Here is a 22,280-nt window from a genome sequence, read left to right on the forward strand (position 1 = left end):
AATTCCTGAAAAAGTGAACATGCCTGCGGCGATGTCCGCGATGGAGACCCCGGCTCGCGCGACGTCGGCGGCTGACCCGGTGACCGAGAGCAGGCCGGCCTCGGCCTGCACAAGTAGGTCGTAGGCCTTGCGTTCCTGCCAGGGCCCGTCATCTCCGTAGCCGGTGATCGTGGCGACGATCAGCCGTGGGCTGCGCTCCGCCATCGCGGCAGCGTCGAGTCCCATTCGCGCGGCGGCACCCGGCCCCAAGTTCTGCACGAGCACGTCGGCTCTCTCGAGTAGGCGGTCGATGACCCGCCGGCCATCGGGATGCTTGAGGTCGAGGGTGAGTGACTCCTTTCCGCGGTTGAGCCACACGAAGTAACTCGAGTCGCCGAGCACGGCGCGGTCGTAGCCGCGCGCGAAGTCGCCGCCGTCCGGTCGTTCGACCTTGACCACGCGCGCGCCAAGGTCCGCGAGTTGACGGGTGGCGTACGGCGCCGCCACCGCCTGCTCAAGGCTGACGACCGTGACCCCGGCCAGCGGTGCTTCAGTGGACAACGGATGCTCCTGACAATGATGACAGCAGTGTCAGATGTAACTTAGCGGACGGGGGCGGATGTGGCGACCGCCATCCCGGTGATCCATTCGGGAACGGGCTCGTAAGCTACCGGCGTGACCGGCCTGCCACCGCCTGCGGCACCGGCGGCGACCCAGGTCCTGATCTCGTTCGCGCCTGCGCCCGCCCGCGTGTGCGCCGAATCCACCAGGCGTATCAGCGTCGCGACGTCCCAGGCCGACATGGCCTGCAATACTTCCGCATCCCAGTCCGGTCGTATTTTGTTGCGCGCGTCTGCCATTCCTTCGGAGATGAGCCGTGCGCGCTCGTCGTCGCTGAGGTTGTAGGCGTCGACTTCCAGGCTGGGGGGTGAGTGCGAAAGGCCACCCGTTCCGATCAGCAGCACGCGCATATCCAGCGTGACGAGAAACCCGGCGACCGCTGCGCCGAATTCGGCGACGCGCCGACCGGTCGGTAGAGGCGCGGTCGCGCAGTTGACCGGGACGGGAATCACCGGTTTGGCGTCCAGCGTGCCAAGCAGGTCCCGAATCGGCTGTGCGAAAGCATGATCCAGTTCGATGTCACGGCAAACCGCGACATCGAAGTCCTCAGCCATCAGGTGCTCGCACAGCCCGCGGGCCAGATCTGACGGAACAGCCATGTTGCCGGCGGGATGGCGACCCTCCGCCATGATCGACGCCGAGAGCGCCACACCGAAGGTAGGCACTACATGCCGAAAGGCCCGCCGGTGATCGCCACCGAAGACGATCACGACGTCGGGATCGAAGGCGTGAACCTCGTCTGCGGCCTGTGCCAGTGCTGCCCGGAACTTCTGCCCGAATGCGTGCTCGACGTCGCGCTCTTTGCCAGGACTGTGGCTCGCGCAGACGACCAGCCGATCGGATGCCATGCGACTACCGCCTCTCGTCAAGTGACGCTAATGTTAGATGGGCGGCCGAAGCGGGTCCAGTTTGTGTTCAAAGCGGCGAGAAGAGCCCTATGAAATTGCCTTCGATGCGTTAGCTCTTCGTTCGGCCTCGTCGCCACCGTCAACGGCTATCGGCCGCTGGCAACGGGGGCTTTCCGTCCATCGGCGTCCTGGCGCTCTATTCCTCTATGGTGATCGCGCCCTCGGGGCAGTTCGCGGCGCCGTTGTGTGCTTGCTCGACCTGCCCCTGCGGCACCTCACCGCTCCCGATCACATGGCCGTAGCCTTGGTCGTCATCCTCGAATACGTTGGGCGCCAATGAGTAACACATGCCGTGGCCCATGCACTTTTCGGCGTCGATGGCAGCCTTCACTCGCGACCGCCTGTTTCAAGGGTCAAGTGCAAGGAGTCCAAGCCCACTGTTCCCCGTGGCCAGTGCACCCGTGGCGTCGTGCCCGGGGTGATGTGGTAGTTGGGGATCCGCTTGTGCCATTCCTCGTATAGCACCTGCATCTCGAGGCGCGCGAGATGCGAGCCGAGGCAGCGATGGACGCCCATGCCAAAGCTCATATGCCGATTCTCGGAACGGTGGAAGTCCATCTCGTAGGGGTTGGAGTACATCGTCTCGTCACGATTGGCCACGGCCAGGTAGCTGGTGATCCGGCTGCCCTCCGGCAGCGTGTGACCGGCCACCGTCACCTCCTCGGTGCTCACCCGTGGGATGAACGGCGCAGGCGGATCCAGCCGCAGCAGTTCCTCCATGGCAGCCGGAACGAGCGACGGATCGTTCACGATTTCCCGTCGCTTGTCTGGGTTTTCGGCCAGTCGTTGCATCCCGAACCCCAGCGAGTCCATCACCGTGTCCAGTCCGGCGAGCACGAACAAGAAGCACAGGCCGATGGCCTCTTCATCGGAAAGGGCATCGGGTGGCTCGATGCTCAGCACCTGACTGAGCACGTCGTCACCCGGAGCACCGCGACGCTTCTGAATCAGCTCGGAGAGGTATGTGAACAGTTCGAGCGCCTTCAGCATGCCTTCTTGAGCCGCTTCGTCGACCGATGTCTGACCCGCCGCGGCGCTGAGGTTGAGGACGGCGTCCTTCCACTCGATGAACTGATCGCGCATGTCCAACGGCAGTCCGAACAACGTCAGAAACACCTGTATCGGAAACACGGCGGCGACCTCGGCGATGAAGTCACATTCTCCGCGTTGCGCGATCGGCTCGATGAGATTGCCGACCTGCTTGCGCAGATCGGGCTCCAAGGGCTTGATCACGCGGGGGCTGAAGAACGGCTGAAGGATGCGACGGTAGCGCGTCTGCTCGGGTGGGTCGAACGCGATGGGCACCAGCGGGACTGGACTGGCGAGCACATCGAACGCCCGCTTCGACGAGAACGCCGAGGGATTCTTGAGGATGAGCTCCACCACATCGCGATGCGTGGCCGCGTAGCCGTCCTCCACTTCGACGAGAGGGTGTTCTCCCATCTGATGCCAAGCGTCGTCGCGGGCCTCAGGCATCGGGAGGGCGTCGGTGGACACCTTGGGAAGTGCGTCGGTGGTCAATCCGTCCTCGATTCCTGCTCATGCGCCGTGCGAACCTGTGACCGCGGTTACTGCCCGAAGTTTTCCATTACCGTCAGAAATTGACAACACCCCCACGGTGGATTCTGTGCGACGAGCAGCTTCGAGCATTCGTTACCTGCACATATACGTTCACGGCGGGCATCATCCGCTGCGATATTCAGGTGACGCGCCCGTCAGACCGTACTGGTCCATTGACACTGTGACAGTGAACTGTCATCTTTGGGGTCTTGATACGCCGCCGGAAGGCTTGACTGTGACAGACCTCAAGAGCTCAGTTCGCGCTGCGGGTTCAGGGCCAGCCTCCGCTGCGCCCGCAGAGATCAAAGCCATTCGGCCAGTGCTTTTTTGGGCGAGCGTCGGAGCTGTCTGCGTGCTGTTCGCCGCCTACGTCTACACCTCTTGGATCGTCTCGGGCAATGCGGTTCCGGCGGATCCGGGACCCGATCCGATCCCTGGCGGCACACAGCTCGCGATGACCGTCTTCCAGATCGCCTGCCCGCTATTGGTTCTGGTCGCGATCGTTTATGTGGTCCGCAAGAGCGTGCGAGAGCGGCAACTCTGCGTCGAGGCCGCCGTCGTCATCGGGTCGGCGATCGCGTGGTGGCACGACCCCCTGATCAATTGGTTTCAACCGGTGCTGTTCTACAACGCAGGGCTGGTCAACTTCGGCAACTGGATGGAGAATGTACCCGGCTCGCTGAGCCCGGGCAGCCGGTTCATGGCCGAGCCGGTACTGATGATCGGCATGATTTACATCTGGATGCCGCTGGCCATGGGCAAGATCGCGAAGTGGGGGATGGGTCGGGCGCGGCACCAGTGGCCGACGCTGGGACCCGTTCGCACGTTCTGCTGCGGCTGGCTTGCTGTGTACGTCATCGAGTTTCCGCTGGAGATCTTCGCAGTGCACCACGGCCTGGTCGGCTACCCGGCGTCGATTCCCGGTGTCACAATGTGGGCCGGACAGACCGTACAAATTCCGCTGTACGGTCCCATTCTCTGGTCGCTGGTACTCAGTTCCAGCGGGGCGTTGATGTTCTTCCGCAACCGGAAGGGCCAGATCCGCGTTGAGGCGGGTGTCGAGACGCTCCGTCGGGCCGGCCCAGGGGTCAAGGGCCTGCTGCGCGTCCTCGCGGTAACCGGCTTCCTCCATGTGGTGGCGATCGGCATGTACGACCTACCGGTCAACCTCGCCGGTCTCTATGCGGGACCAACCGACACCTATCCGACATACCTGCGCACGCAATACTGCGGACCTGACACGCCACGGCCGTGCCCGGACGGCACTCGGTTCGACGATCGATAGGGGGCTACTTCAACACTGACGGCAGCGCGGCGAACTCCTGCCGAATCAAATCGTCGAGTCCGCGGTTCGAGGCTGCCAACCACCGAATCATGGCGCGCTCGACCAGCAGCATGCCGATGGAAGCCAGCAGGCGGCACTCGTCGTCCGGCGACGCCATCCGGCGGCGTTCGGCGATCACTTTCGCGACGGTGTCGGCATTTGCCTGGTGATTCGCCCGCTCGCGGCCCTGCAGCACGAAGGACGACGCGACCGCTTCGTGATACTGCGCGATCCGCTTGCGGATGCGCTTCAGGCCGGGCGCCAGTAGTGCGAAGGAGTCGGCCATCGCCTCAAAATCCGAAAGTGCGTCGTCCTGGGCGAGGAACACGCCGCTGAACGCATGGATGAAGCCGTATTCACCGGAGAAGAGGACCGATTCCTTCGTCGGAAAGTACCGGAAGAAAGTCCGCGGCGAAACGCCGGCGGCATCGGCGATCTCATCTGTCGTCGTCTGCTCATACCCGTTGGCGCTGAATAGATTCAAGGCGGCTTCCAGTAGCGCCGTCCGCATCTTGCCCGCATGTTCGCTCCGCGGCGAACGATCGCCCCGCGCCATCGGTCATCCTCTCGGTCATCGCCGCTAGAGACGATACCTCCGCGGACAGCGGGTAGCGGATCGTTGACACCCGTTGCCACGCGGACGATACTCGTCAGATGTGACAGTCTACTGTCATAGTTGAGATCTGCAATCGCCTCGCGCCGGAAGGGAATTCCCCCACACATGACCGAGACAGCCTTGAACGGGACCGCGAACATCAACGACCTGCCCTTTGCGACGGACCGGTCTCGCGCCTGGCGGGAGCTGCGCGAGGCGGGCGAGGCGGTGACCTCCGGCGAGGAGATCGTCCTGACGAGCGCTTCGGCGGTCGAGTTCGCGGCGAAGAAGCCCGAGATCTTCTCGTCGGCCCGGGCATTCGACCGCCTTGGCAGTCCGGTTCCCCTTGTTCCCATCGCCATAGACCCCCCGGATCACACCCGGTTCCGTCGCATGCTGGATCCGTTCTTCAGCCCCAGGAAAATGGCCGAACGTGAGCCGGAGTTGCGCAGGCAGGCCGGTGAACTGATCGATGCGATCGTGGCGAGGGGCCACTGTGACGTGGTCACCGACCTGGCCACACCGTTTCCGTCCCAGGTCTTCCTGACGCTGTTCGGGCTGCCGATGTCAGACCGCGACAGGTTGGTGCAATGGAAGGACTCGATCCTCGAGTTCACCGACCCGAGCAGCGCCGAGGCGACGCCCGAAGTACTTGCCCACGCAATGGAACTCTTCACATACCTGACCGAACACATCGCCGAGCGGCGCGCCGACACCACGGGCAGCGACATGCTCACCCAGCTGATGCAGAACACCGAGGACGGCGGCATGTCCGACAACGAGATCCTGGGGCTCTGTTTCATGTTCGTGCTGGCCGGTCTCGACACCGTGACGTCGGCGGTGGGGTTCTCGCTGGCGAAACTGGCCGTTGATGCCGATCTTCGTCGTCGGATCAGCAGCGATTTCAGCCTGATTCCGGCCTTCATCGAGGACATGCTCCGTGTGGACGGACCCGTTCCTTTCGCACCACGGGTCACCACCGAGGAGGTCGAAGTCGGGGGCAAGGTGGTGCCGAAAGACACCACGGTCATGCTCAGCTACGGCAGCGCCGATCGTGACCCGAGCCGCTATGAGGACGCTGACAACGTCCATTTGGACAGCAAGGCAGTGCACTTCGCATTCGGCCGCGGCCCTCACAGGTGTCTGGGATCGCATCTCGCGCGACTGGAGCTGCGGCTCATTCTCGAGGAGTGGCATACGCGCATCGCCGAATACACGCTGGCGGACGACAAGGAACCGCAGATGCCCTGGCCCACAGGAACGATGGCACTCAAATCGGTCCCTTTGAAATTCAGCCCGGCATAGGCGGGGCCGAGGAGGCGTCAGGAGCTGAGCTGTAACTTATGCCCAGCAAGCGGTTTCGTACGCAACACGCCGCGTTGGCGTACGAAACGGCACAGTCGAGACACGCCCTCCTGGCGCAGCGGGCTAGTCGACTTTGGGAATGACTTCCTCGGCGACCCACTGCATGTGGTCGAGGTAGGCGTTGAAGTCGTTGAGGGGTGGCGGGTTGACCCAGGTGTCGGTGACGCCGCGCTCGGCGAGCATGCCGCAGTTATCGATCACTTGCTGAGCGCTCTGTCCGAATTGCGCGCCTGGGTCGTCGACGGCGACGTGCTCCTCGCCGATGGACAGCACCGCGAGGCTGTAGAACAGCGAGAACGGGCGATCGTCGAAGCCAGGCTGGGAGCGAAGGTAGTCCATTTTCGCCGGCAATTCGTCGGGCTTCGTCAGCCAGGGCGCCCAGCCGTCACCGAAGCGCGCGGCACGTCGCAGCACGGCGTCGGCGTCGCCACCCATCCAGATGACGGGATGCGGGCTGTGGATCGGCTTGGGGCCGAATGCGATGTCATCGAACTTCACGAACTCGCCGTCAAAACTCGGTGTGTCACTGTGCCACAGCTCGAACATGGCGGCCAATGACTCGTCGGCGATGCGGCCGCGCTTGGAGAAGGGGACACCGATCGCGTCATACTCCTCCTTGAGCCAACCCACCCCGACGGTGACCTGAGCTCGCCCATCGCTGAGCCAGTCGAGTGTGGAAATGGTCTTGGCGGCGATGATCGGATTGTGGAGCGGCAGGATCGTCACCATCGAACCGATGGTAATCGACGAGGTGGCGCCGGCGACGAAGGCCTGTGCGGTGGTGGCGTCGAAATAGTGGTCGCCGGAGAGTTCGACGTGGCTGGTGGGCGTCAAGAAGTGCTCGGGCAGAAACACCATCGAGTATCCGAGGCGTTCGGCGGTCTGAGCGGTCAGTGCGACGTCCTGGCCGGTCAGGCCGTGCTCCCATGGTTGGGTGATCGCTCCAACATGCATGCAGTTGGGTAGGTATACAGCGAATCGCATGATGTGCCTTCCGGAATGGCCGGGGAATACTGGGGCGAAGACTATGACAGTCGACTGCCACAGTCAATGAGCTGACCGGCGGCGTTGACTGTGACAGTCGACTGTCATAGTGTCAGTGATGACACCGGCCGACGTGAAAGGCGAGTTTCCCATGGCCCCCAACATTTTCGTTGTGCTGACCAACCCCATCGAGGGCGAAGACGAGGCGTTCAACAAGTGGTATGACGCGCAGCATGTGCCGGAGGTCCTCGATGTGCCCGGTGTGGTCGCAGCACAGCGCTACGACATCGCCGAAGTGAACGTCCCCGACGATGAGGAGTTGCCCGCGCAGTTGCCGCCGCCGACTCACCGCTATCTCGTCATCTACGAACTGGACAACGACCCCGATGTGGTGATGTCCGAATTCCTCAAGCGCGTGATGGCGGGCACGCTGTCGCTGGGCGAGTGGCTGGATTTGAGCACGATCTCGTTGACGGGATGGGTCCCACGCGGCGACCGTGTGGTGGCGGGTTCGTAGTGGGCGAGCTGCTCTCCGTCATGCACGCGCAGCGCGCGTGCCGGCGATTCGACCCTGACGGCAAGGTTGACGACGCCGACCTCGAGCGCATGCTGGAGTCCGCCGTCCACGCTCCGAGCGCCGAGAACACCCAGCCGTGGTCGTTCGTCGTGGTGCGAAACGAGGACACCAGGGCGCAGCTGGCCGAATGGTGGACCGAGACATGGAACGCAGGCGGAGGCGACTTCGTCCGGCAGAGCGTCGATGACAAGGTGTTGGTCGAAGACCTCGAATACGGTTTCACCCGAGGCGGATTTGCCGCGGCGCCGGTGGTCGTCGTGGTATGCGCCGACACCGAACGGGTGCCGGAGATCTACGCGCCGTCCTCGATCTATCCGGCGGTGCAGAATCTCCTGCTCGCCGCGGCCGACCTTGGCTACGGGTCCTGCCTGACGACCGGGCTGACCACCTTCGGTGTCGACCGGGTCCGCGAAAAGCTCCAATTGCCCGAGTCGTTGCAACCGATGGCCGCGGTCTACCTCGGCAAGCCGGCCAGGAAGCTGTCGCCGCCCCGTCGTCGTCCAGCCGCCTCGGTGACGTATCGCGAACAATTCGGCACCCCCTGGTGAGAGTCTCAACACGAACGGAGCGTTGCCGATGTCGTTAGCGATAACCGAAGACCACCGAGCACTCGCGGAGGTCGCGAAAGCGATGGTGGCCGGCCGGTCCGGCACGGCGGGAGCCCGCCGCATCCTGCTCGAGCCAGAGTCGAAGGGCCGCTGGTGGCATGACGACGGCTTGTGGAAGGAGATCGTGTCCGCCGGCTGGCTCGGCATGCACGTCGACGCACAGTTCGGTGGCGAGGGGTACGGGCTGCCCGAGTTGACGATAGTGCTCGAGCAACTCGGTCGCGCGGCCATCGGCGGCCCGTTCCTGCCAACGGTCGCAGTGTCGTCGGTGATCGCCGAGGTCGGCACCGATGAGCAGCGCAAGCGATGGTTACCGGGCTTGACATCGGGCGACATCGTGGCGGGTATCGGCACGACAAGCGATGCCGCCCAGTCGGATTCGACCGTCAATGCCAATTCCATCGCTGCGCTGGCCGAATCCGCCGCAGACGTCTTCCTGGTCCCGGTCGGGGAGGATCTGGTGCTCGTCGAGGCGGGCAGCGCCGTCACCACCCGAAGTGTCGACTCCACCGACCAGATCATGCGACCGATCACGGTGTTGGGCTTGTCGTCGGCTCCGGTGGCCGATGTCTTTCCCGGTGCCGCCCGGTCCGCTGCCCGGATCGTCCGGCTCCTGGCCACCGCGGAGGCGGTCGGCGGTCTTGCCGCATGCACCGAGATGGCGACGGCCTATGCCGCGACACGCGAACAGTTCGGACGTCCGATCGGGTCGTTCCAAGCGATCAAGCACCACTGCGCGAACATGCTGGTCGACACCGAACTCGCAGTGGCCGTCACGTGGGATGCCGCGCGGGCCCACGGAGAAGAGGCCGAACTGGCCGCAACGATGGCAGCCGGACACGTGCTGCCGGCCTATCAACGAGTGGCGCTGCAGAATGTCCAGGTGCACGGCGGCATCGGCTACACATGGGAACACGACGCGCACCTCTACATCAGGCGGGCGACGGTGTTGCTCGCCTTCGTCGGTGGCCAGGAGACGTTGCGCGACAAGGTAGCCGAACTACAAGCAGGCGGACTTCGTCGGCGTCACTCGGTCGATCTGCCCCCGGAGGCCGAGCAGTATCGCAGGGCCGCAGAGGAATTCCGTGCAGAGCTGTCCCGCGCCGACGCTGCTGATCAGCAAAAGATCTGGGCACGCAGCGGTTATCTTCAACCCCATTGGCCCAAGCCGTACGGTCGGGACGCCGACTCGGTCGAGCAGTTGATCATCGAGGAAGTGCTCGACGGGCTGGAGAAGCCGAGCCTTGGTCTGGGCGGATGGGTGGTGCCCACGCTGCTGCAGCACGGCAGCGACGAGCTGATCGAGCGCTTGATGTGGCCCAGTCTCGAAGGCGAGCTGCGGTGGTGCCAGTTGTTCAGTGAGCCGGGCGCCGGCTCTGACGCGGCCGCGGTCGCCACCAAGGCCAAGAAGGTCGACGGCGGCTGGTCGGTCACCGGGCAGAAGGTATGGACCAGCGACGCGATGAACTGTCAGCGTGGCCTGGCCACCGTGCGAACCGATCCGAATGTGCCGAAACACAAGGGCATCACCGCGATGGTCATCGACCTCGCCGATCCGGCTGTCCGGATCCAGCCGCTCAAGGAGATCACCGGCGAAACATTGTTCAACGAGGTGTTCTTCGACGACGTCTTCGTACCCGACCGCGACGTCGTGGGCGCCGTGAACGCCGGCTGGACCGTCGCGATGGCGACGCTCGGCAATGAGCGGGTGTCGATTGGCGGCGGATCGGTGACGATGACCGCCGATGCATTGCTCGAGTTGCTGGCGCGCCACCGGCCCGACGACGGCGGCCTGATGCGCGATGTCGGCGCACTGCTTATCGAGGCGTATGCCGCCGCCACGCTGAACCTTCGGCAGGCGGCCCGTGCGGTGTTCGACACCGGCCCGGGGATCGAGGGCAACATCGCCAAGCTGTTCGGCGCTGAACACGCTCAACGCGTCGCAGAGCTTGCGCTCCGCATCGCAGGACCGGCGCTGATGCTCGGAGACGAAGGTAATGTCTTGCACGACTATCTGTTCAGTCGATGCCTCACCATCGCGGGAGGGACGTCGGAAGTCGTCAGGAATCTCATCGCCGAACGAATCCTCGGCCTGCCCCGAGAGCCCGCGCCGAAGTAGATCGGAGAGTCTTCATGACCTGTGCAGTAGTCGGAATCGGTCGCACCACCTACTCACGTAGTTCAGGGCGCACGACACGCGCGATGGCCGTGTCCGCGTGCCGCGATGCGATCGCCGATGCCGGACTGACGTCCGCCGACATCGACGGCATCTGTACGTATATGGCCAACGACTCCGAGCAGCCCATCAATGTCGGATGGGCGCTCGGCATCGACGAGTTGGCTTGGGCCAACGCGATGTACGGCGGCGGAAACCTGGTCGCCGACCAGATCGCAACGGCGGCCGCCGTCATCGAGGCAGGCATGTGCAAGGCGGTTCTGGTGTACCGGTCCCTCAATGGCCGCTCCGGATACCGGTTCGGCCACGTCGAGGGGCCGATGCAGGTGCCGAACCACGACCAATTCGACGCCGCGTCCGGTTTCATGGTGCCGCCTCAATGGATCGCCATGTGGGCGCGTCGGCACCAGCACGAGTATGGATCGACGTGCGAAGACCTGGGACAGATCGCAATCACACAACGAGCGCATGCGGGACCCAACGAGCACGCCCTTCGCCGTGAACCGCTGGGTATGGACGAGTATCTCGCGGCGCGCTGGATCAACGAACCGTTCCGGGTCTTGGACTGCACGTCGGAAGTGGATGGTGCGGTGGCGATCCTGATCACGGGGGAGGACATGGCCCGTGACTGCAAGCAGCCGCCGATGTGGCTGGTCGGATCGTCGAACTCCCAGGGCGGCTCCGGCTGGAGCGAGTGGGACGACCCGACCGAGATGTTCTCGCGCACGGCCGGACCGAAGATCTGGGCGAATACCGGGCTGACGCCCAGCGACATGGACGTGGCATGCATGTATGACTGCTTCACCTACACGGTCATGGCGACGATGGAGGGGTTCGGCTTCTGCGAGAAGGGCGAAGTGGGGAAGTTCTTCTCGACGGGTCGTGCCACCTACGGCGGCGACGTCGTGGTCAATCCGCACGGCGGATTGCTCTCCGAGGGCTACATCCACGGGCTGAACCACCACTTCGAAGCGGCGCTGCAACTGCGCCACGCGGCGGGTGTCCGCCAAGTCGACAACGCGCAACTGGCACTTGTCACCGCAGGTGCGGGTCCATTCGGTGGCGCCAATGTCTACAGCAGGGAGAAGCCATGACCAATCCGCTACTGCTGCCGCCGATTCCGGTTCCCGATCCCGACACGGCGCCGTTCTGGGAAGGCCTGAAGGACGGAAGGTTGATGCTGTGCCGGTGCGACGACACCGGTAAGTGGATTCACCCGCCGCTGGAGCGCAGTCGGTTCACCGGGGGCCCCGTGCACTTCGAGGAGGTCAGCGGCGAGGGGACTGTCTTCAGCTACATCGTGATTCGCCAGGCGCTGGTTCCGGGCCGCACGCCGCCGTACGTCATCGCGCTGGTCGAATTGGCCGAGCAGCCGGGACTGCGGATCAGTGCGGTCCTCGACCTCGATCCCGCGGATGTCCGCATCGGCCAGCCGGTGAAACTGCGCATCGCGGATTTGGGGGAGAGCGGTTTCCGAATCCCCGAGTTCGTAGTCAAGGAAAGAGCTTAGGAGCTCGCACGTGGGAAGAATGGATGGTCGCGTCGCCTTCATCACGGGAGTCGCACGGGGACAGGGACGCTCGCACGCGGTCCGGCTGGCAGAGGAGGGTGCCGACATCGTCGGAATTGACATCTGCAGGCAACTCGACGGCGTGCTGTATTCGCTGGCATCCCCCGAGGACCTCGACGAGACGGTGAACCTGGTCGAGAAGACCGGAAGGCGGATGGTCGCAAGACAGGCCGACGTCCGCGACCGGGACGCGTTGGCGGCCGCGTTCGCCGACGGTGTCGCCGATTTCGGCCACATCGACACCGTCGTCGCCAACGCGGGCATTCTGCTGAATCGTGTCGACGAGCCCGATCCGGTGGCGGCGTGGGAGCTCGGCATCGGCGTGATGCTCACGGGTGTGTGGAACACCATGCAGATCGCCACCGAGCACATGATCGAGGCGGATCGCGGTGGGGCGATGATCGTGACCAGCTCAATGGCGGGGCTGCGGGCGCTCACCGACGGCACCGGCGGATCCGATGCCTATGCCGCCGCCAAGATCGGCGTCACCGGCCTGGTTCGCGCCTATGCACAGCGGTTGGCACCCAACAATATTCGCGTCAACGCGATCGCCCCGACCGGGGTTGCGACGCCGATGATCGTTGACAACCCGGCATTGTTCGAAGTGATCGCCAAGCACGAACACCTGGCGAACGCCTTCAAGAACTCCCTGCCCGTTCAGCTCATCGAGCCGGGAGACGTCAGCGAGACGGTGTTGTTCCTCGCCGCCAACGACAGCGGCCGGTACTACACCGGCAGCACGCTGATGGTCGATGCCGGTATGAATATCGCCTGACGTACCCTTCCAGCTGATCACTGGCGGGTGAGGTTCCAGATATCCAGCGACGCTGCGTGTTCAGTCGCGCTATCCCGCGTGGCCGGCGCCCGCCTCGTCCTCACGGGTCAGTCCGGCGCCGCCTATCAGTTCCTCGTGTAGCTCGAACCACACCGTGTGGTAAGAGTCGACGAGCGGCCGGGTCAACCACGTGGGGTCGCCGCCCCGGATCTTCACGAAGGCCGTGGACAGCTTCGCCGAGTACGTGTCCAGCCGCGGAAGGTGCTCAGAGGCGGAGGCCAGAATCGGCAGGATCGCGGCGTGTACGCCTTCGAGCCTGCCCAGTACCGCTGCGTCATAGTCCGCGTCCGAATGGTCGTTCGGCCCGCCGTTGCGGAGCTGCCAGTCGGAGACCAACGCCTTGAATTCCCGGTTCACGGTGCGAAAGTCGTCGTAGATCCGCGTGATCGCCTGACCGTCGATCCCGTTGCGCTCCTCCGCGAGTAATTCGGCCAACCGGTCCTTGCCCTCCGGCGTCAGCCGCACCGCCGTGCCCCGCACCACCAGTCCCGCTTCTGCCAAATTCTCAACCGCGGCGTCGACGACGTCCTCGTCCTGCTCGAGAGTCGCGGCCAGGCCCGCAGGCCTCACCCGGCCTTTCAGCCGGACGGCCTGCAGCAGCGCCAGCTCATCCATCGTCAGACCTTCCTGCGAGTGCGACTGCCGTGAGCATCGTGATCAGGGGAACGTCGCTGACGACGTCTGTGAGCCCAGCGCTGACCGCCTCATGCACTGCAGCTTCGGTTGTCGCTGAAAGCATTGGATCCGCACCGGCGGTGTGCGCCCGTAGCGGGGACACCCGGAGGGCGATCGCGGTCAGCTCGGTCAACTCCGGGCTGTCTCGTTCCGACCACGCCGCCACTTCCAACGCTCCGTCGTAGACCTCACCAGCGCCGCCGTCGACAGTGACCGATCGGCCCTCGAGCGCCCCGGCCACCCCAGCGCCGCAACCCACCACAGCGGGCAGACCAAGTTCGCGACTTACGACCGCAGCGTGGGATGTGGCGCCCCCGATTTCGGTCACGACGGCCCTGGCCGCGAGCATTCCCGCGACGTCGTCGGGGCTGGTCGAGATGCGGACGAGGATCACATCCTCACCCGCGTCTGCGGCATCGATTGCATCGTCGATGTCGGTGTAAGCCGTGCCGAAAGCGACGCCGGGGCTGGCAGGCATCCCCTTTGCCAACAGCGTGGCGGCGCTGCAGGTGTCGGGTTGTAGCGACGGGGACAACAGCGCGCGCACATGCGCTGGCGTTACCCTTTGCGCGGTTTCGAGGTCATCGATGACACCTAAACTGCGAAACTTCAAGGCCAGCCGGACGGCCGCCTGGGGAGAGCGCTTCGCGACGCGCGTCTGCAACAGCCACAGTCGACCTTCTTCGACGGTGAACTCGACGTCCTGGACGTCGCGGCCGAAACGTTCGAGCTCGGTCGCCGCAGTCAAGAGCTCGCCGTACACATCTGGTTGCGCGGTCCGCAATGCCTCCAGCGGCAGACAATCGTAGGTGCCCGAGACGACGTCCTCACCCTGCGCGCACGGCAGCCATTCACCCAGTGGCTCGTCGGCGCCCGTCACCGGATTGCGGCTGAACAGAACGCCGGTTCCGGAGTGCCTACCGAGGTTCCCGAACACCATCGCTTGGATCACGACCGCGGTTCCTGCGTTACCGTCGAGCCCGTGGCGAGCACGGTATGCCGTCGCGCGGGGACTGTTCCACGAGGCGAACACCGCTTCGATTGCGCCGCGGAGTTGGCTGAACGGGTCGTCCGGAATATCCGCCGACTCGTCGGAACCGAGCACGATCCGGCGGTACATGGAGTCGAACCGGGCGCGGGTGTCGGACGCGAACCCCGCTGTGGCACTTGAGGCCATCGCGTCTTGCACATCGTCGTCCATGCCGAGGTCGAGCACGGTGTCGAGCATGCCGGGCATCGACTGTGCCGCGCCTGAACGCACGCTGAGCAGTAGCGGACGCGGACCGCGGCCGAAGGTGCGCGATGTCTCGCGCTCCAGCCACCCGAGGCTGTCCAACACGTCGGGCCAGACACGGTCCAGTGCGCCCTGATCACCGCTCAGGAACGCGGTGCACACATCCGTCGTGAGGCAGAACGCAGGTGGCACGGGCAGGCCGAGCCGTCGAATGAGGTTGATGCCGTGGGCCTTGTTGCCCAGCTCTTGTCGGGACAACCGGCAGCTGCCGTCGAGCAGCGCAATTGAGGTTCGGTCCACGTCCGGTCCGGTCGAACTGCCGCCGCGGTTGGTCGAACCGTGGGTGACGGTGAACCTCATGCCGGCCTTTCGGGTAGGAACCGATGATGGCGATGCGCGGGCCTTCGGCGAAGACACGTGGCCATTGACCCAGCACAGTATGACAGGCAACTGTCACAACCAAGAACCGATCGGGCCGTCGACCAGAAGCGTCGCGAGGCTTGACCAGACATGTCAGAATCGGGATCGAGAGTGACAGTGAACTGTCACCCGCGGTGCAGGAGGACAATGGCCGACGACGAAACGCCCGCGGGCTTGACGGACCCTATTCGGGGGCGCAGCGAGCCGGACCGGATGTGGACGTTGACCAACGTCGGCGAGGCCACCCCGGACATCCTGTCGCCACTGTGCTGGTCGCTTTGGGGTGGTGGGGTCGAACGTGCCAGTCGCGCGGGCATCTACGACTTCGGGGTACTGCCTCGGTCCGCGCTCGCTGTTCCCAATGATCCGAATCAGTGGGCGACGGCGTGCTTCTACGGCAGGCAGGCGATGAACGTCGATCGCGCCCGCGAGCTGGCCGGCCTGCTACCCGGCACCACCGGCGACGACTTCGAGCGCGACCTGTTGGGCTCGGTTCGCGCCGATGCCACCCCAACCAAGAGCGATCCGCTCCGGATCCCGTTCGTGGCGGTGAAGGCGCCGCTGGCCGCGATACGGCAGCGCTGGGCGCCCCAGCGTGCGTACGACGATCAGATGGACTGGTGGCGTAGCGAGGTGCTGCCAGGCGATCCGGTGGATCCCAGCGCCCTGCTGGCCGACTCCGTCCGCCGTTTCACCCAGGTCATGCGGGTCCACATTCGCACGCGGATGATCCTGAACACCCTTCGCGCTCAAGTCGAATCGATCGCTGGTCGACTCGGACGCGCCGATCTGGTGCCGACGTTGCTCGCCGGGTACGGCGGTGTCATCGAGACCGGCCTTGCCGATGACGTGTGGATTGTGGGGCAGGGGCGACTCTCGGTGGCGGAGTTCGTCGCGCGGCATGGATTTCACGGTCCCAATGAGGGCAACGTCATCGGACATTCGTGGCGGGAGGATCCCGAGGCAGTCGAGCGGATCGCTGCGGTGCATGCGGACCGGCCCGAGGCTGAACGACCCCTGGCGCGTGCGAAGCGCGCGGTGGCGGCTCGGAAGCAGGCGGAATCCGAGCTGCTGGCCGGGTTGCCAAGGCTTCGCCGGGTTGCGCTTCACGGGCTGCTGCAGTTCACCGGATTTCAGGTCCGGTCAATGGAGCTCACCAAGGCCGCGTTTCTCACCGCGATTGACGGCACCCGGGCGGCCGCGGGCGCGCTTGGCCGAGAGCTGGTCAGGGCAGGCAAGCTCGATTCCGTCGACGACACCTTCTACTTCACCACCGCGGAGCTGCGGGGCCCCCTGCCGAAAAACGCGCGCGAACTCGTCGCGTTCCGCAGGCAGCGGCGTGAAGAGTACCGGGCACTGGATATTCCGGTGTCCTTCGTGGGCATGCCCGTACCCATCGAGGTGAACGACACCGCAGGCACGGACGATCAGGGCGTGCGCGGAATGCCCGCCGGGCCCGGCATCGTCGAGGGTACGGTCCGGGTCGTGCTCGATGCCGACGGCGACGATGTCCTCGACGACGGTGAGGTACTGGTGTGCAAGTTCGTTGATCCCGGATGGACGGCGCTGGTGTCGCTCGCGGGAGCGCTGGTCACCGACATCGGCAGTCCTGCCAGCCACGGCGCGATCGTGGCGCGGGAACTCGGCATCAGCTGCGTCGTCGGGACCGGCAACGGCACCAAGGTGCTGCGCACCGGCGACGTCGTGCGTGTCGATGGTTCGACCGGCGAGGTCGCCGTACTGGCCCGTTCGACCGGATAAAAGGAATCTTCGATGAGCAACACTATCGGGCAGTTGTCCTCGGGGTTGAGTGCGGACAGTGAACGAACGGTGCAGGAGTGTCCCGACATTCCCGCATGGACCGAGAATTTGTTGTTCACTCCGTACGATCCCGTCAATGACGTCGGCATGTGGCTGCACCTGGGCACCGTCGCGGACAAGTGGGAGATGTGGGAGGACCGGGTTCTCATCGCGCTCCCGCAGGATCAGGGCGTACTCAGCATGTGGGCCTATCACCGCACAATCCCAGAGCGCCGGCCGGCGGGCGCGAATCTCGAGTTTCACTGCGAGGAACCGTTTCGCAAGTGGCGCATAACGTTCGACGGCTTCTGCTTACGCTCGTCCTACGAGCAAATGCGGACCGCCCCGCTCGCCGACGGGCCCAAGAGTCACGTACGCATGGACCTCAACGTCGAGTGCGTGACCCCCGTGTGGGACGCGGCGACCGCAGGCGAGGGCATGGCGGAGCAGAGTTGGGCCCGTGAGCATTACGAACAACTCACCCGGGTGACGGGCCAACTCGTCGTCGACGGGGTGAGCACCGACTTCAACGGTGTTGGCTGGCGCGATCATTCGCGGGGACCTCGCGGTGCCGACACCCTCAAGGACTGGGGCGGACACGTGATAACCGGCGCAGTGCTGCCCAGTGGACGCGCATTCGGGCTCTGTCGGTACTGGGCCCGCGACGGACACACCACACTCGAGGGGGCATACCTGGTCGAGGACGGCGTCCTGCGGCAGGTCGATATCACCTCAGTACCGCCGCCTGCAGTACATGCTCGCCACGGCGAGACCTTTTCCTTCGAGCTGGGCAGGGAACACGAGATCGCATGCGCCGTACGGTCGTCGATGTGGATGTCCATGTCGGACGGTTTGCCCTACGGAGTCACGGACCCGGTGCGGGCCTACACGGTCAGCTGGGCGGAGCTGCAGTGGGCGGGCGAGTCGGGTCACGCCTATCTCGAGCGATCGGCGATGACGGTCTCATCCGCGCAATGACGGTGGCGGTGAACTCCTCTGGGAGGCTATGAAGTGAGCAGCGCGCCCGTGCCGAGATCAGAGTATGCCTCGGCGAAGCGGCCGAGCACCGCGCGCACGATCTCGACGGAGTACATCTGGTCGGGCGTGATGGCCCACATACAGAAACCCCACGCCGGGCTTCGCCGGTAGGCGGTCCACATCTGCTCGCGATCCGGCGGCGCGTCGACCCCGCTGTCGATCAGTCGTCTGCGGTAGTTGTCGAGCAATTCTCGTTCGTGGTCGCGGCGCAAGGCGGGCGGCAATGCTGCGATCAACGCGTAACCCACATCGTGCACCCATGAACCCCGCCGCACCAGTTGCCAGTCCAGCAGACCGACCGAACCGTCGGGCAGCACGTATGTGTTTCGGGGGTGGGGATCGCCGTGAAGCAACGTGACCGGCTCGACGGCCACCCGGTCCTGCAGCGCCCAGAACGCCGCTTCCATCGCGTCGATATCGGTGCCCGCGGACTCCAGGAGTTCTCGTTTATAGGGCAGTTCTAGAAACGCGCGAATTATGGCGAATCCGCTGGTGCGCAAGAAGTCGGCGAATCGACCCGTGACGGGGTTCTGCAACCACGACAAGTCACCGCCCTCCTTCAAGCGTGGACTGGCCCAGAACGGGGCGTGCGTCCGGCTCAGGGTCGCCAACAACTGGTCGACTTGTTCGACGGACAAGCCGGCGACTGCGTCGGGCACTTCTGCGCCGCGCAACGTGATGTCCTCCGCGATGATCAGAAACTGCGACGGACCGTCGAGGTGCTCGGCGAAATACGTGGTCATGGTTTCGACGTCGAGATCGTCGCGCAGGTCGCGGTAGAACGTCGTCTCGTCATCCAGGAGCACCGTGCCGCCGCCGCCCTCGGACAACGATTCGTCTACGGCTGTCGGCAGGTCGTGCACGGTGCCAAGCTGCGTCTTCATAAACAGTTGTTGGGGCAGCACACTTTCGGGTTCGGCGTAATCGACGTCGAGGTGTAAGTGAGAGGTGGTTCCCTGCCAGGACCTGCGGAGTCGGACATCGGTAACGGTGACATCAGGGTGATGTCGCCGCAGCAGAGATGTCAGTATCTCGGGAGTCAGATCAGCGGGGGAGTTGAGCGTCACGTTCGCGGCAAATCCGGTCATGCTCTTCCCTGTCCACTTGCGCTGAATATGTCAGTCGACTGTCACAGTAACACCGGCGCCGCAGCCAATCCGGATAGTACGAAGACGGATGGTGTCGATCAGTCAGGCGAAGGACGGAACAACGGGAGCCATACCCTGCTGTCCTCTTCGCCCGACATCGCCGTCCAGTCTTCGAAGAAGACTTCGACCGGCAAGCCGACCCGAATGTCATCCCCCGAAACCCCGACGACGTTGGTGATGAGCCGGACGTCGGGCTCGTCGGCGAGCTCGACCATGGCCACGATGTACGGAGGGTCGAGCCCGGGTATCCATGGCTGCCGGTTGATGGTGTAGGCGGCGACGGTGCCCCTGCCCGACACCGGCTCCGGTGCGACGTCGGTGCTTCGGCAGCGCCAGCACGCCGGCCCCGGCGGATGGAAGAAATGCCCGCAACCGTGGCAGCGATTGATCAGCAGCTTGCCATTGCGCCCGCCGGTCCAGAACGCCATCGACTCGGGTGTCGGAGTGGGCGCCAGCCGGGTCGGGGGTCTGCGGTAGGTGGAATCTGTCGTCATGCGCCGGCTCCCTGCCAATCACAACCGGTCAGTTCGGCGGAAAGATCCCACAATCTGCGGGCGCTCTCCGGATCGCGCGCCCTGGCGGCGAGCTTTGTCGGCTTCGGCTTGCCCCACTGGTGGAAAAGCCCCCGGGGTGCGATGTACGTCCCATTGGGCAGATCGGTGGTCACCGCCTCAATGGTGGAGCGGGCGCCGTCGGCGGGACGCTGGGCGATGTGAGGCGACAACGTCCGGCCGGCCCACTGCAGCAGTCCGGACCCGTCGCGGGTGATGTCGGTGGCTGTCATTCCGGGATCGGACGCGTAAGCGGTCCGGCCGCGGCGCGCCAGTTCCTGCACGAAGAGCACATTCGCCAGCTTCGACTCCCCGTAGGCCGACCACGGGTGGTAGCGACGCCGGTGCCAGTTGATGTCGTCGAAGTGCATCTTCGCCAACGCGTGGTTGCTGCTGGCGACCGCGACGACTCGATCGCGTACCCGATCCCCGAGCAGGCAGGTCAGCGCGAAATGGCCAAGGTGATTGGTGCCCATGTGGGCCTCGAAGCCGTCGGCCGTCCTGGTCAGCGGCAGCCCGAGGACTCCGGCGTTGTTGACCAGAACGTCGACGAAGTCCACCGAATCCGCGAACTTGCGAACGCTCGCCAGGTCGGCCAGGTCCAACTCCGCGACCTCGACGTTTCCGGTGATCGATGCGGCGGCCTGGTGTGCCTTGCTCGGCGTGCGGCACGCGATCACCACGTCGTGGCCTGCGGCGGCCATGACGGTTGCTGTTGCCTTGCCGACGCCGCTGTTTCCACCCGTCACGATGACGCGCACGTGGGCTCCTCCCGGCTGGTGAAAATCAAACCGTAAACTATTTATCGGTTTGATCAGAATACCGGCGCGGGCCGCCCAGTTGACAGTGCCCTTCGGCTACGTCCAAGCCGGGCCACGTACGTTGGATCGAATGCGCTGGTGTATACACAGGCCGATTGGCTCGCAGAGCCGCGGAGGAGCAAGGCATGGCTAAACACGGCGTCGACCCCGACGCAGGTGCGAAGGAACCGACAGACGCCGAGACGGCTGTCACTGAGACGGCCGACGGCACGACGACCGACGCCGAGGCGCAGTCCACGGCAGTGGAGGCAGAGGAGGCAGAGGAGGCAGAGCACCTCGACGCAGACGACGCCGACGAGGTCGAAAGCAAGGTGGCCCGCCCCAGGATGTCGCCCGTTCGGCTGGCCACCATCCTCGGGCTGGTGGCGGTGGTGGCTCTGGCGGCGCTGACCGGTTGGCTGGGTTTTCGCGCCTACGAGTCGCGCAAGGCCGCCGACGAGCGCAATCTCTTTCTCCAGGTGGGCAGGCAGGGCGCGCTGAATCTCACCACCATCGACTGGGAACACGCCGACTCCGACGTGCAGCGCATCCTAGACTCGGCGACCGGCTCGTTCTATGACGATTTCCAGAACCGCTCGGCGCCGTTCGTCCAAGTCGTCAAGCAGGCGAAGTCCAAGTCGGTCGGCAGCGTCAACGAGGCGGGCGTGGAGTCGGAATCGGGCGACGAGGCTCAGGTACTGGTCGCGGTGACGGTCAAGACATCCAATGCCGGTGCGGCCGAGCAGGAGCCGCGCTCGTGGCGGATGCGTATCACGGTGCAGAAGATGGGTGACCAAGCCAAGGTGAGCAATGTGGAGTTTGTGCCGTGACCGATACCCCGAAAGACAAGACCGCGGAGGAAGAGACCACCGTGACGGTCGATGAAGAGCCGACCGAGGATGCGACGCCCAGCGAGTCGGATGAGAAGTCGGATAGCGACACGCTGACAGATGCCACCGACGAACCCGCGGATGCGACCGAAGCCGCGGACGTGGCCGAACCCGCGAAGAGGCGGCGGCGGGTGGACTCGCGGCGAGTGATCGCCTTCGCCGTGCTTCCTGCCCTGGCGCTGCTGCTGGCCTTGGGCGCCGCGTTCCTGAAGTTCCAGGACTCGGCGGTACGCGGAAGCGACGTCGCCCGCAACGAGTCGGTGCAGGCGGCCAAGGACAGCACTGTGGCTCTGCTGTCGTACAAGCCCGATACCGTCGACAAGCAGCTTGTTGCGGCTCGTGATCTGCTGACCGGCGATTTCCGGGACTCCTACACGTCACTGACGAACGACGTCGTTATTCCGGGAGCGAAAGAGAAGCAGATTTCGGCGGTCGCCAAGGTGCCCGCAGCGGCCTCGGTATCAGCCAATCCCGGCCGTGCGGTGGTCCTTGTATTCGTCAACCAAACCGTGAGTGTCGGTAATGGCGTGCCTACCGACACCGCCTCTAGCGTTCGCATCACCTTGGACAAGGTCGGCGACCGCTGGCTAATCTCGAAATTCGACCCCGTCTAACGAATCCG

Annotated in this window: 23 protein-coding genes; 12 read left to right on the forward strand and 11 right to left on the reverse strand. The window is 64.8% G+C overall.

Features of this window, described 5'->3' with window-relative positions:
* From QOC76_RS20845 to QOC76_RS20860, 4 genes are all read right to left on the reverse strand, one after another.
* Window positions 1-540, reverse strand: a 540-nt coding sequence (locus QOC76_RS20845; RefSeq protein WP_526359913.1) for a CaiB/BaiF CoA transferase family protein, incomplete at its 3' end; no start/stop codon positions are given.
* A gap of 41 nt (window positions 541-581) precedes the next feature.
* A complete protein-coding gene (locus QOC76_RS20850) occupies window positions 582-1,448 on the reverse strand; it encodes a 3-carboxyethylcatechol 2,3-dioxygenase (protein WP_526359915.1) in 867 nt (288 codons plus the stop codon).
* A gap of 196 nt (window positions 1,449-1,644) precedes the next feature.
* A complete protein-coding gene (locus QOC76_RS20855) occupies window positions 1,645-1,839 on the reverse strand; it encodes a ferredoxin (RefSeq protein ID WP_526359917.1) in 195 nt (64 codons plus the stop codon).
* Window positions 1,836-3,029, reverse strand: a complete 1,194-nt coding sequence (locus QOC76_RS20860) for a cytochrome P450 (RefSeq protein ID WP_526359919.1) — start codon at window positions 3,027-3,029, stop codon at window positions 1,836-1,838. The genes QOC76_RS20855 and QOC76_RS20860 overlap by 4 nt, the downstream gene beginning before the upstream one ends.
* 391 nt (window positions 3,030-3,420) lie before the next feature.
* Between QOC76_RS20860 and QOC76_RS20865 the strand changes: the two genes are divergently transcribed.
* A complete protein-coding gene (locus tag QOC76_RS20865) occupies window positions 3,421-4,353 on the forward strand; it encodes a spirocyclase AveC family protein (RefSeq protein WP_526359921.1) in 933 nt (310 codons plus the stop codon).
* A 4-nt stretch (window positions 4,354-4,357) separates the two neighbouring features.
* On the opposite strand, the gene QOC76_RS20870 is transcribed toward QOC76_RS20865, so the two are convergent.
* A complete protein-coding gene (locus QOC76_RS20870) occupies window positions 4,358-4,948 on the reverse strand; it encodes a TetR family transcriptional regulator (protein WP_526359923.1) in 591 nt (196 codons plus the stop codon).
* Window positions 4,949-5,113: 165 nt separating this feature from the next.
* On the opposite strand from QOC76_RS20870, the gene QOC76_RS20875 reads away from it, so the two are divergent.
* Window positions 5,114-6,292 (forward strand): cytochrome P450, encoded by a 1,179-nt coding sequence (locus QOC76_RS20875; protein WP_526359925.1) that lies wholly within the window; start codon window positions 5,114-5,116, stop codon window positions 6,290-6,292.
* Between the two features lie 123 nt (window positions 6,293-6,415).
* Here the strand turns inward: QOC76_RS20875 and QOC76_RS20880 are convergent, their stop codons facing one another.
* Complete coding sequence (locus QOC76_RS20880) at window positions 6,416-7,336, reverse strand: TIGR03619 family F420-dependent LLM class oxidoreductase (RefSeq protein WP_526359927.1); 921 nt, start codon at window positions 7,334-7,336, stop codon at window positions 6,416-6,418.
* A 151-nt stretch (window positions 7,337-7,487) separates the two neighbouring features.
* Between QOC76_RS20880 and QOC76_RS20885 the strand changes: the two genes are divergently transcribed.
* Genes QOC76_RS20885 through QOC76_RS20910 form a run of 6 tightly spaced genes read left to right on the forward strand, consistent with a single transcriptional unit; the run spans window position 7,488 to window position 13,042 of the window.
* Window positions 7,488-7,853 carry a hypothetical protein gene (locus tag QOC76_RS20885; protein ID WP_526359983.1) on the forward strand — a complete coding sequence of 122 codons (366 nt, stop codon included), beginning with the start codon at window positions 7,488-7,490 and terminating at the stop codon, window positions 7,851-7,853.
* Window positions 7,853-8,461 (forward strand): nitroreductase family protein, encoded by a 609-nt coding sequence (locus QOC76_RS20890; protein WP_526359929.1) that lies wholly within the window; start codon window positions 7,853-7,855, stop codon window positions 8,459-8,461. Before QOC76_RS20885 ends, QOC76_RS20890 begins: the two co-directional genes overlap by 1 nt.
* Before the next feature lie 28 nt (window positions 8,462-8,489).
* Window positions 8,490-10,640 carry an acyl-CoA dehydrogenase family protein gene (locus QOC76_RS20895; protein WP_526359931.1) on the forward strand — a complete coding sequence of 717 codons (2,151 nt, stop codon included), beginning with the start codon at window positions 8,490-8,492 and terminating at the stop codon, window positions 10,638-10,640.
* A gap of 14 nt (window positions 10,641-10,654) precedes the next feature.
* Entirely contained in the window at window positions 10,655-11,791 is a 1,137-nt protein-coding gene (locus QOC76_RS20900) for a thiolase family protein (RefSeq protein WP_526359933.1), read from the forward strand.
* Entirely contained in the window at window positions 11,788-12,207 is a 420-nt protein-coding gene (locus QOC76_RS20905) for a Zn-ribbon domain-containing OB-fold protein (RefSeq protein WP_526359935.1), read from the forward strand. Before QOC76_RS20900 ends, QOC76_RS20905 begins: the two co-directional genes overlap by 4 nt.
* Window positions 12,208-12,217: 10 nt before the next feature.
* Complete coding sequence (locus tag QOC76_RS20910) at window positions 12,218-13,042, forward strand: mycofactocin-coupled SDR family oxidoreductase (RefSeq protein WP_526359937.1); 825 nt, start codon at window positions 12,218-12,220, stop codon at window positions 13,040-13,042.
* Between the two features lie 69 nt (window positions 13,043-13,111).
* Here QOC76_RS20910 and QOC76_RS20915 read toward each other — a convergent pair whose 3' ends face one another.
* Both QOC76_RS20915 and QOC76_RS20920 read right to left on the reverse strand, forming a co-directional pair.
* On the reverse strand, window positions 13,112-13,717 hold the full coding sequence (locus QOC76_RS20915) for a winged helix DNA-binding protein (RefSeq protein WP_526359939.1): 606 nt from the start codon (window positions 13,715-13,717) through the stop codon (window positions 13,112-13,114).
* Window positions 13,710-15,296 (reverse strand): pyruvate, phosphate dikinase, encoded by a 1,587-nt coding sequence (locus tag QOC76_RS20920; protein ID WP_526359985.1) that lies wholly within the window; start codon window positions 15,294-15,296, stop codon window positions 13,710-13,712. Before QOC76_RS20920 ends, QOC76_RS20915 begins: the two co-directional genes overlap by 8 nt.
* A gap of 282 nt (window positions 15,297-15,578) precedes the next feature.
* On the opposite strand from QOC76_RS20920, the gene QOC76_RS20925 reads away from it, so the two are divergent.
* Together QOC76_RS20925 and QOC76_RS20930 are read left to right on the forward strand one after the other, a co-directional pair.
* On the forward strand, window positions 15,579-17,192 hold the full coding sequence (locus QOC76_RS20925; protein WP_526359941.1) for a PEP-utilizing enzyme: 1,614 nt from the start codon (window positions 15,579-15,581) through the stop codon (window positions 17,190-17,192).
* Between the two features lie 12 nt (window positions 17,193-17,204).
* Window positions 17,205-18,209 (forward strand): DUF7064 domain-containing protein, encoded by a 1,005-nt coding sequence (locus QOC76_RS20930; protein WP_526359943.1) that lies wholly within the window; start codon window positions 17,205-17,207, stop codon window positions 18,207-18,209.
* Between the two features lie 26 nt (window positions 18,210-18,235).
* Here the strand turns inward: QOC76_RS20930 and QOC76_RS20935 are convergent, their stop codons facing one another.
* The 3 genes from QOC76_RS20935 to QOC76_RS20945 all read right to left on the reverse strand — a co-directional run bounded on the left by QOC76_RS20935 (window position 18,236) and on the right by QOC76_RS20945 (window position 20,729).
* Entirely contained in the window at window positions 18,236-19,357 is a 1,122-nt protein-coding gene (locus QOC76_RS20935) for a phosphotransferase (protein ID WP_526359945.1), read from the reverse strand.
* A 98-nt stretch (window positions 19,358-19,455) separates the two neighbouring features.
* A complete protein-coding gene (locus tag QOC76_RS20940) occupies window positions 19,456-19,911 on the reverse strand; it encodes a Zn-ribbon domain-containing OB-fold protein (RefSeq protein WP_526359947.1) in 456 nt (151 codons plus the stop codon).
* A complete protein-coding gene (locus QOC76_RS20945) occupies window positions 19,908-20,729 on the reverse strand; it encodes an SDR family NAD(P)-dependent oxidoreductase (protein ID WP_526359949.1) in 822 nt (273 codons plus the stop codon). The genes QOC76_RS20940 and QOC76_RS20945 overlap by 4 nt, the downstream gene beginning before the upstream one ends.
* Window positions 20,730-20,914: 185 nt before the next feature.
* On the opposite strand from QOC76_RS20945, the gene QOC76_RS20950 reads away from it, so the two are divergent.
* Together QOC76_RS20950 and QOC76_RS20955 are read left to right on the forward strand one after the other, a co-directional pair.
* Window positions 20,915-21,598, forward strand: coding sequence for an Rv1363c family protein (locus QOC76_RS20950; RefSeq protein WP_526359951.1), 684 nt, complete (start codon window positions 20,915-20,917; stop codon window positions 21,596-21,598).
* A complete protein-coding gene (locus tag QOC76_RS20955) occupies window positions 21,595-22,272 on the forward strand; it encodes a hypothetical protein (protein WP_526359953.1) in 678 nt (225 codons plus the stop codon). The genes QOC76_RS20950 and QOC76_RS20955 overlap by 4 nt, the downstream gene beginning before the upstream one ends.
* Window positions 22,273-22,280: the final 8 nt, after the last annotated feature.

It is taken from the genome of Mycobacterium sp. (assembly GCF_032159565.1).
Classification (GTDB): Bacteria; Actinomycetota; Actinomycetes; order Mycobacteriales; family Mycobacteriaceae; genus Mycobacterium.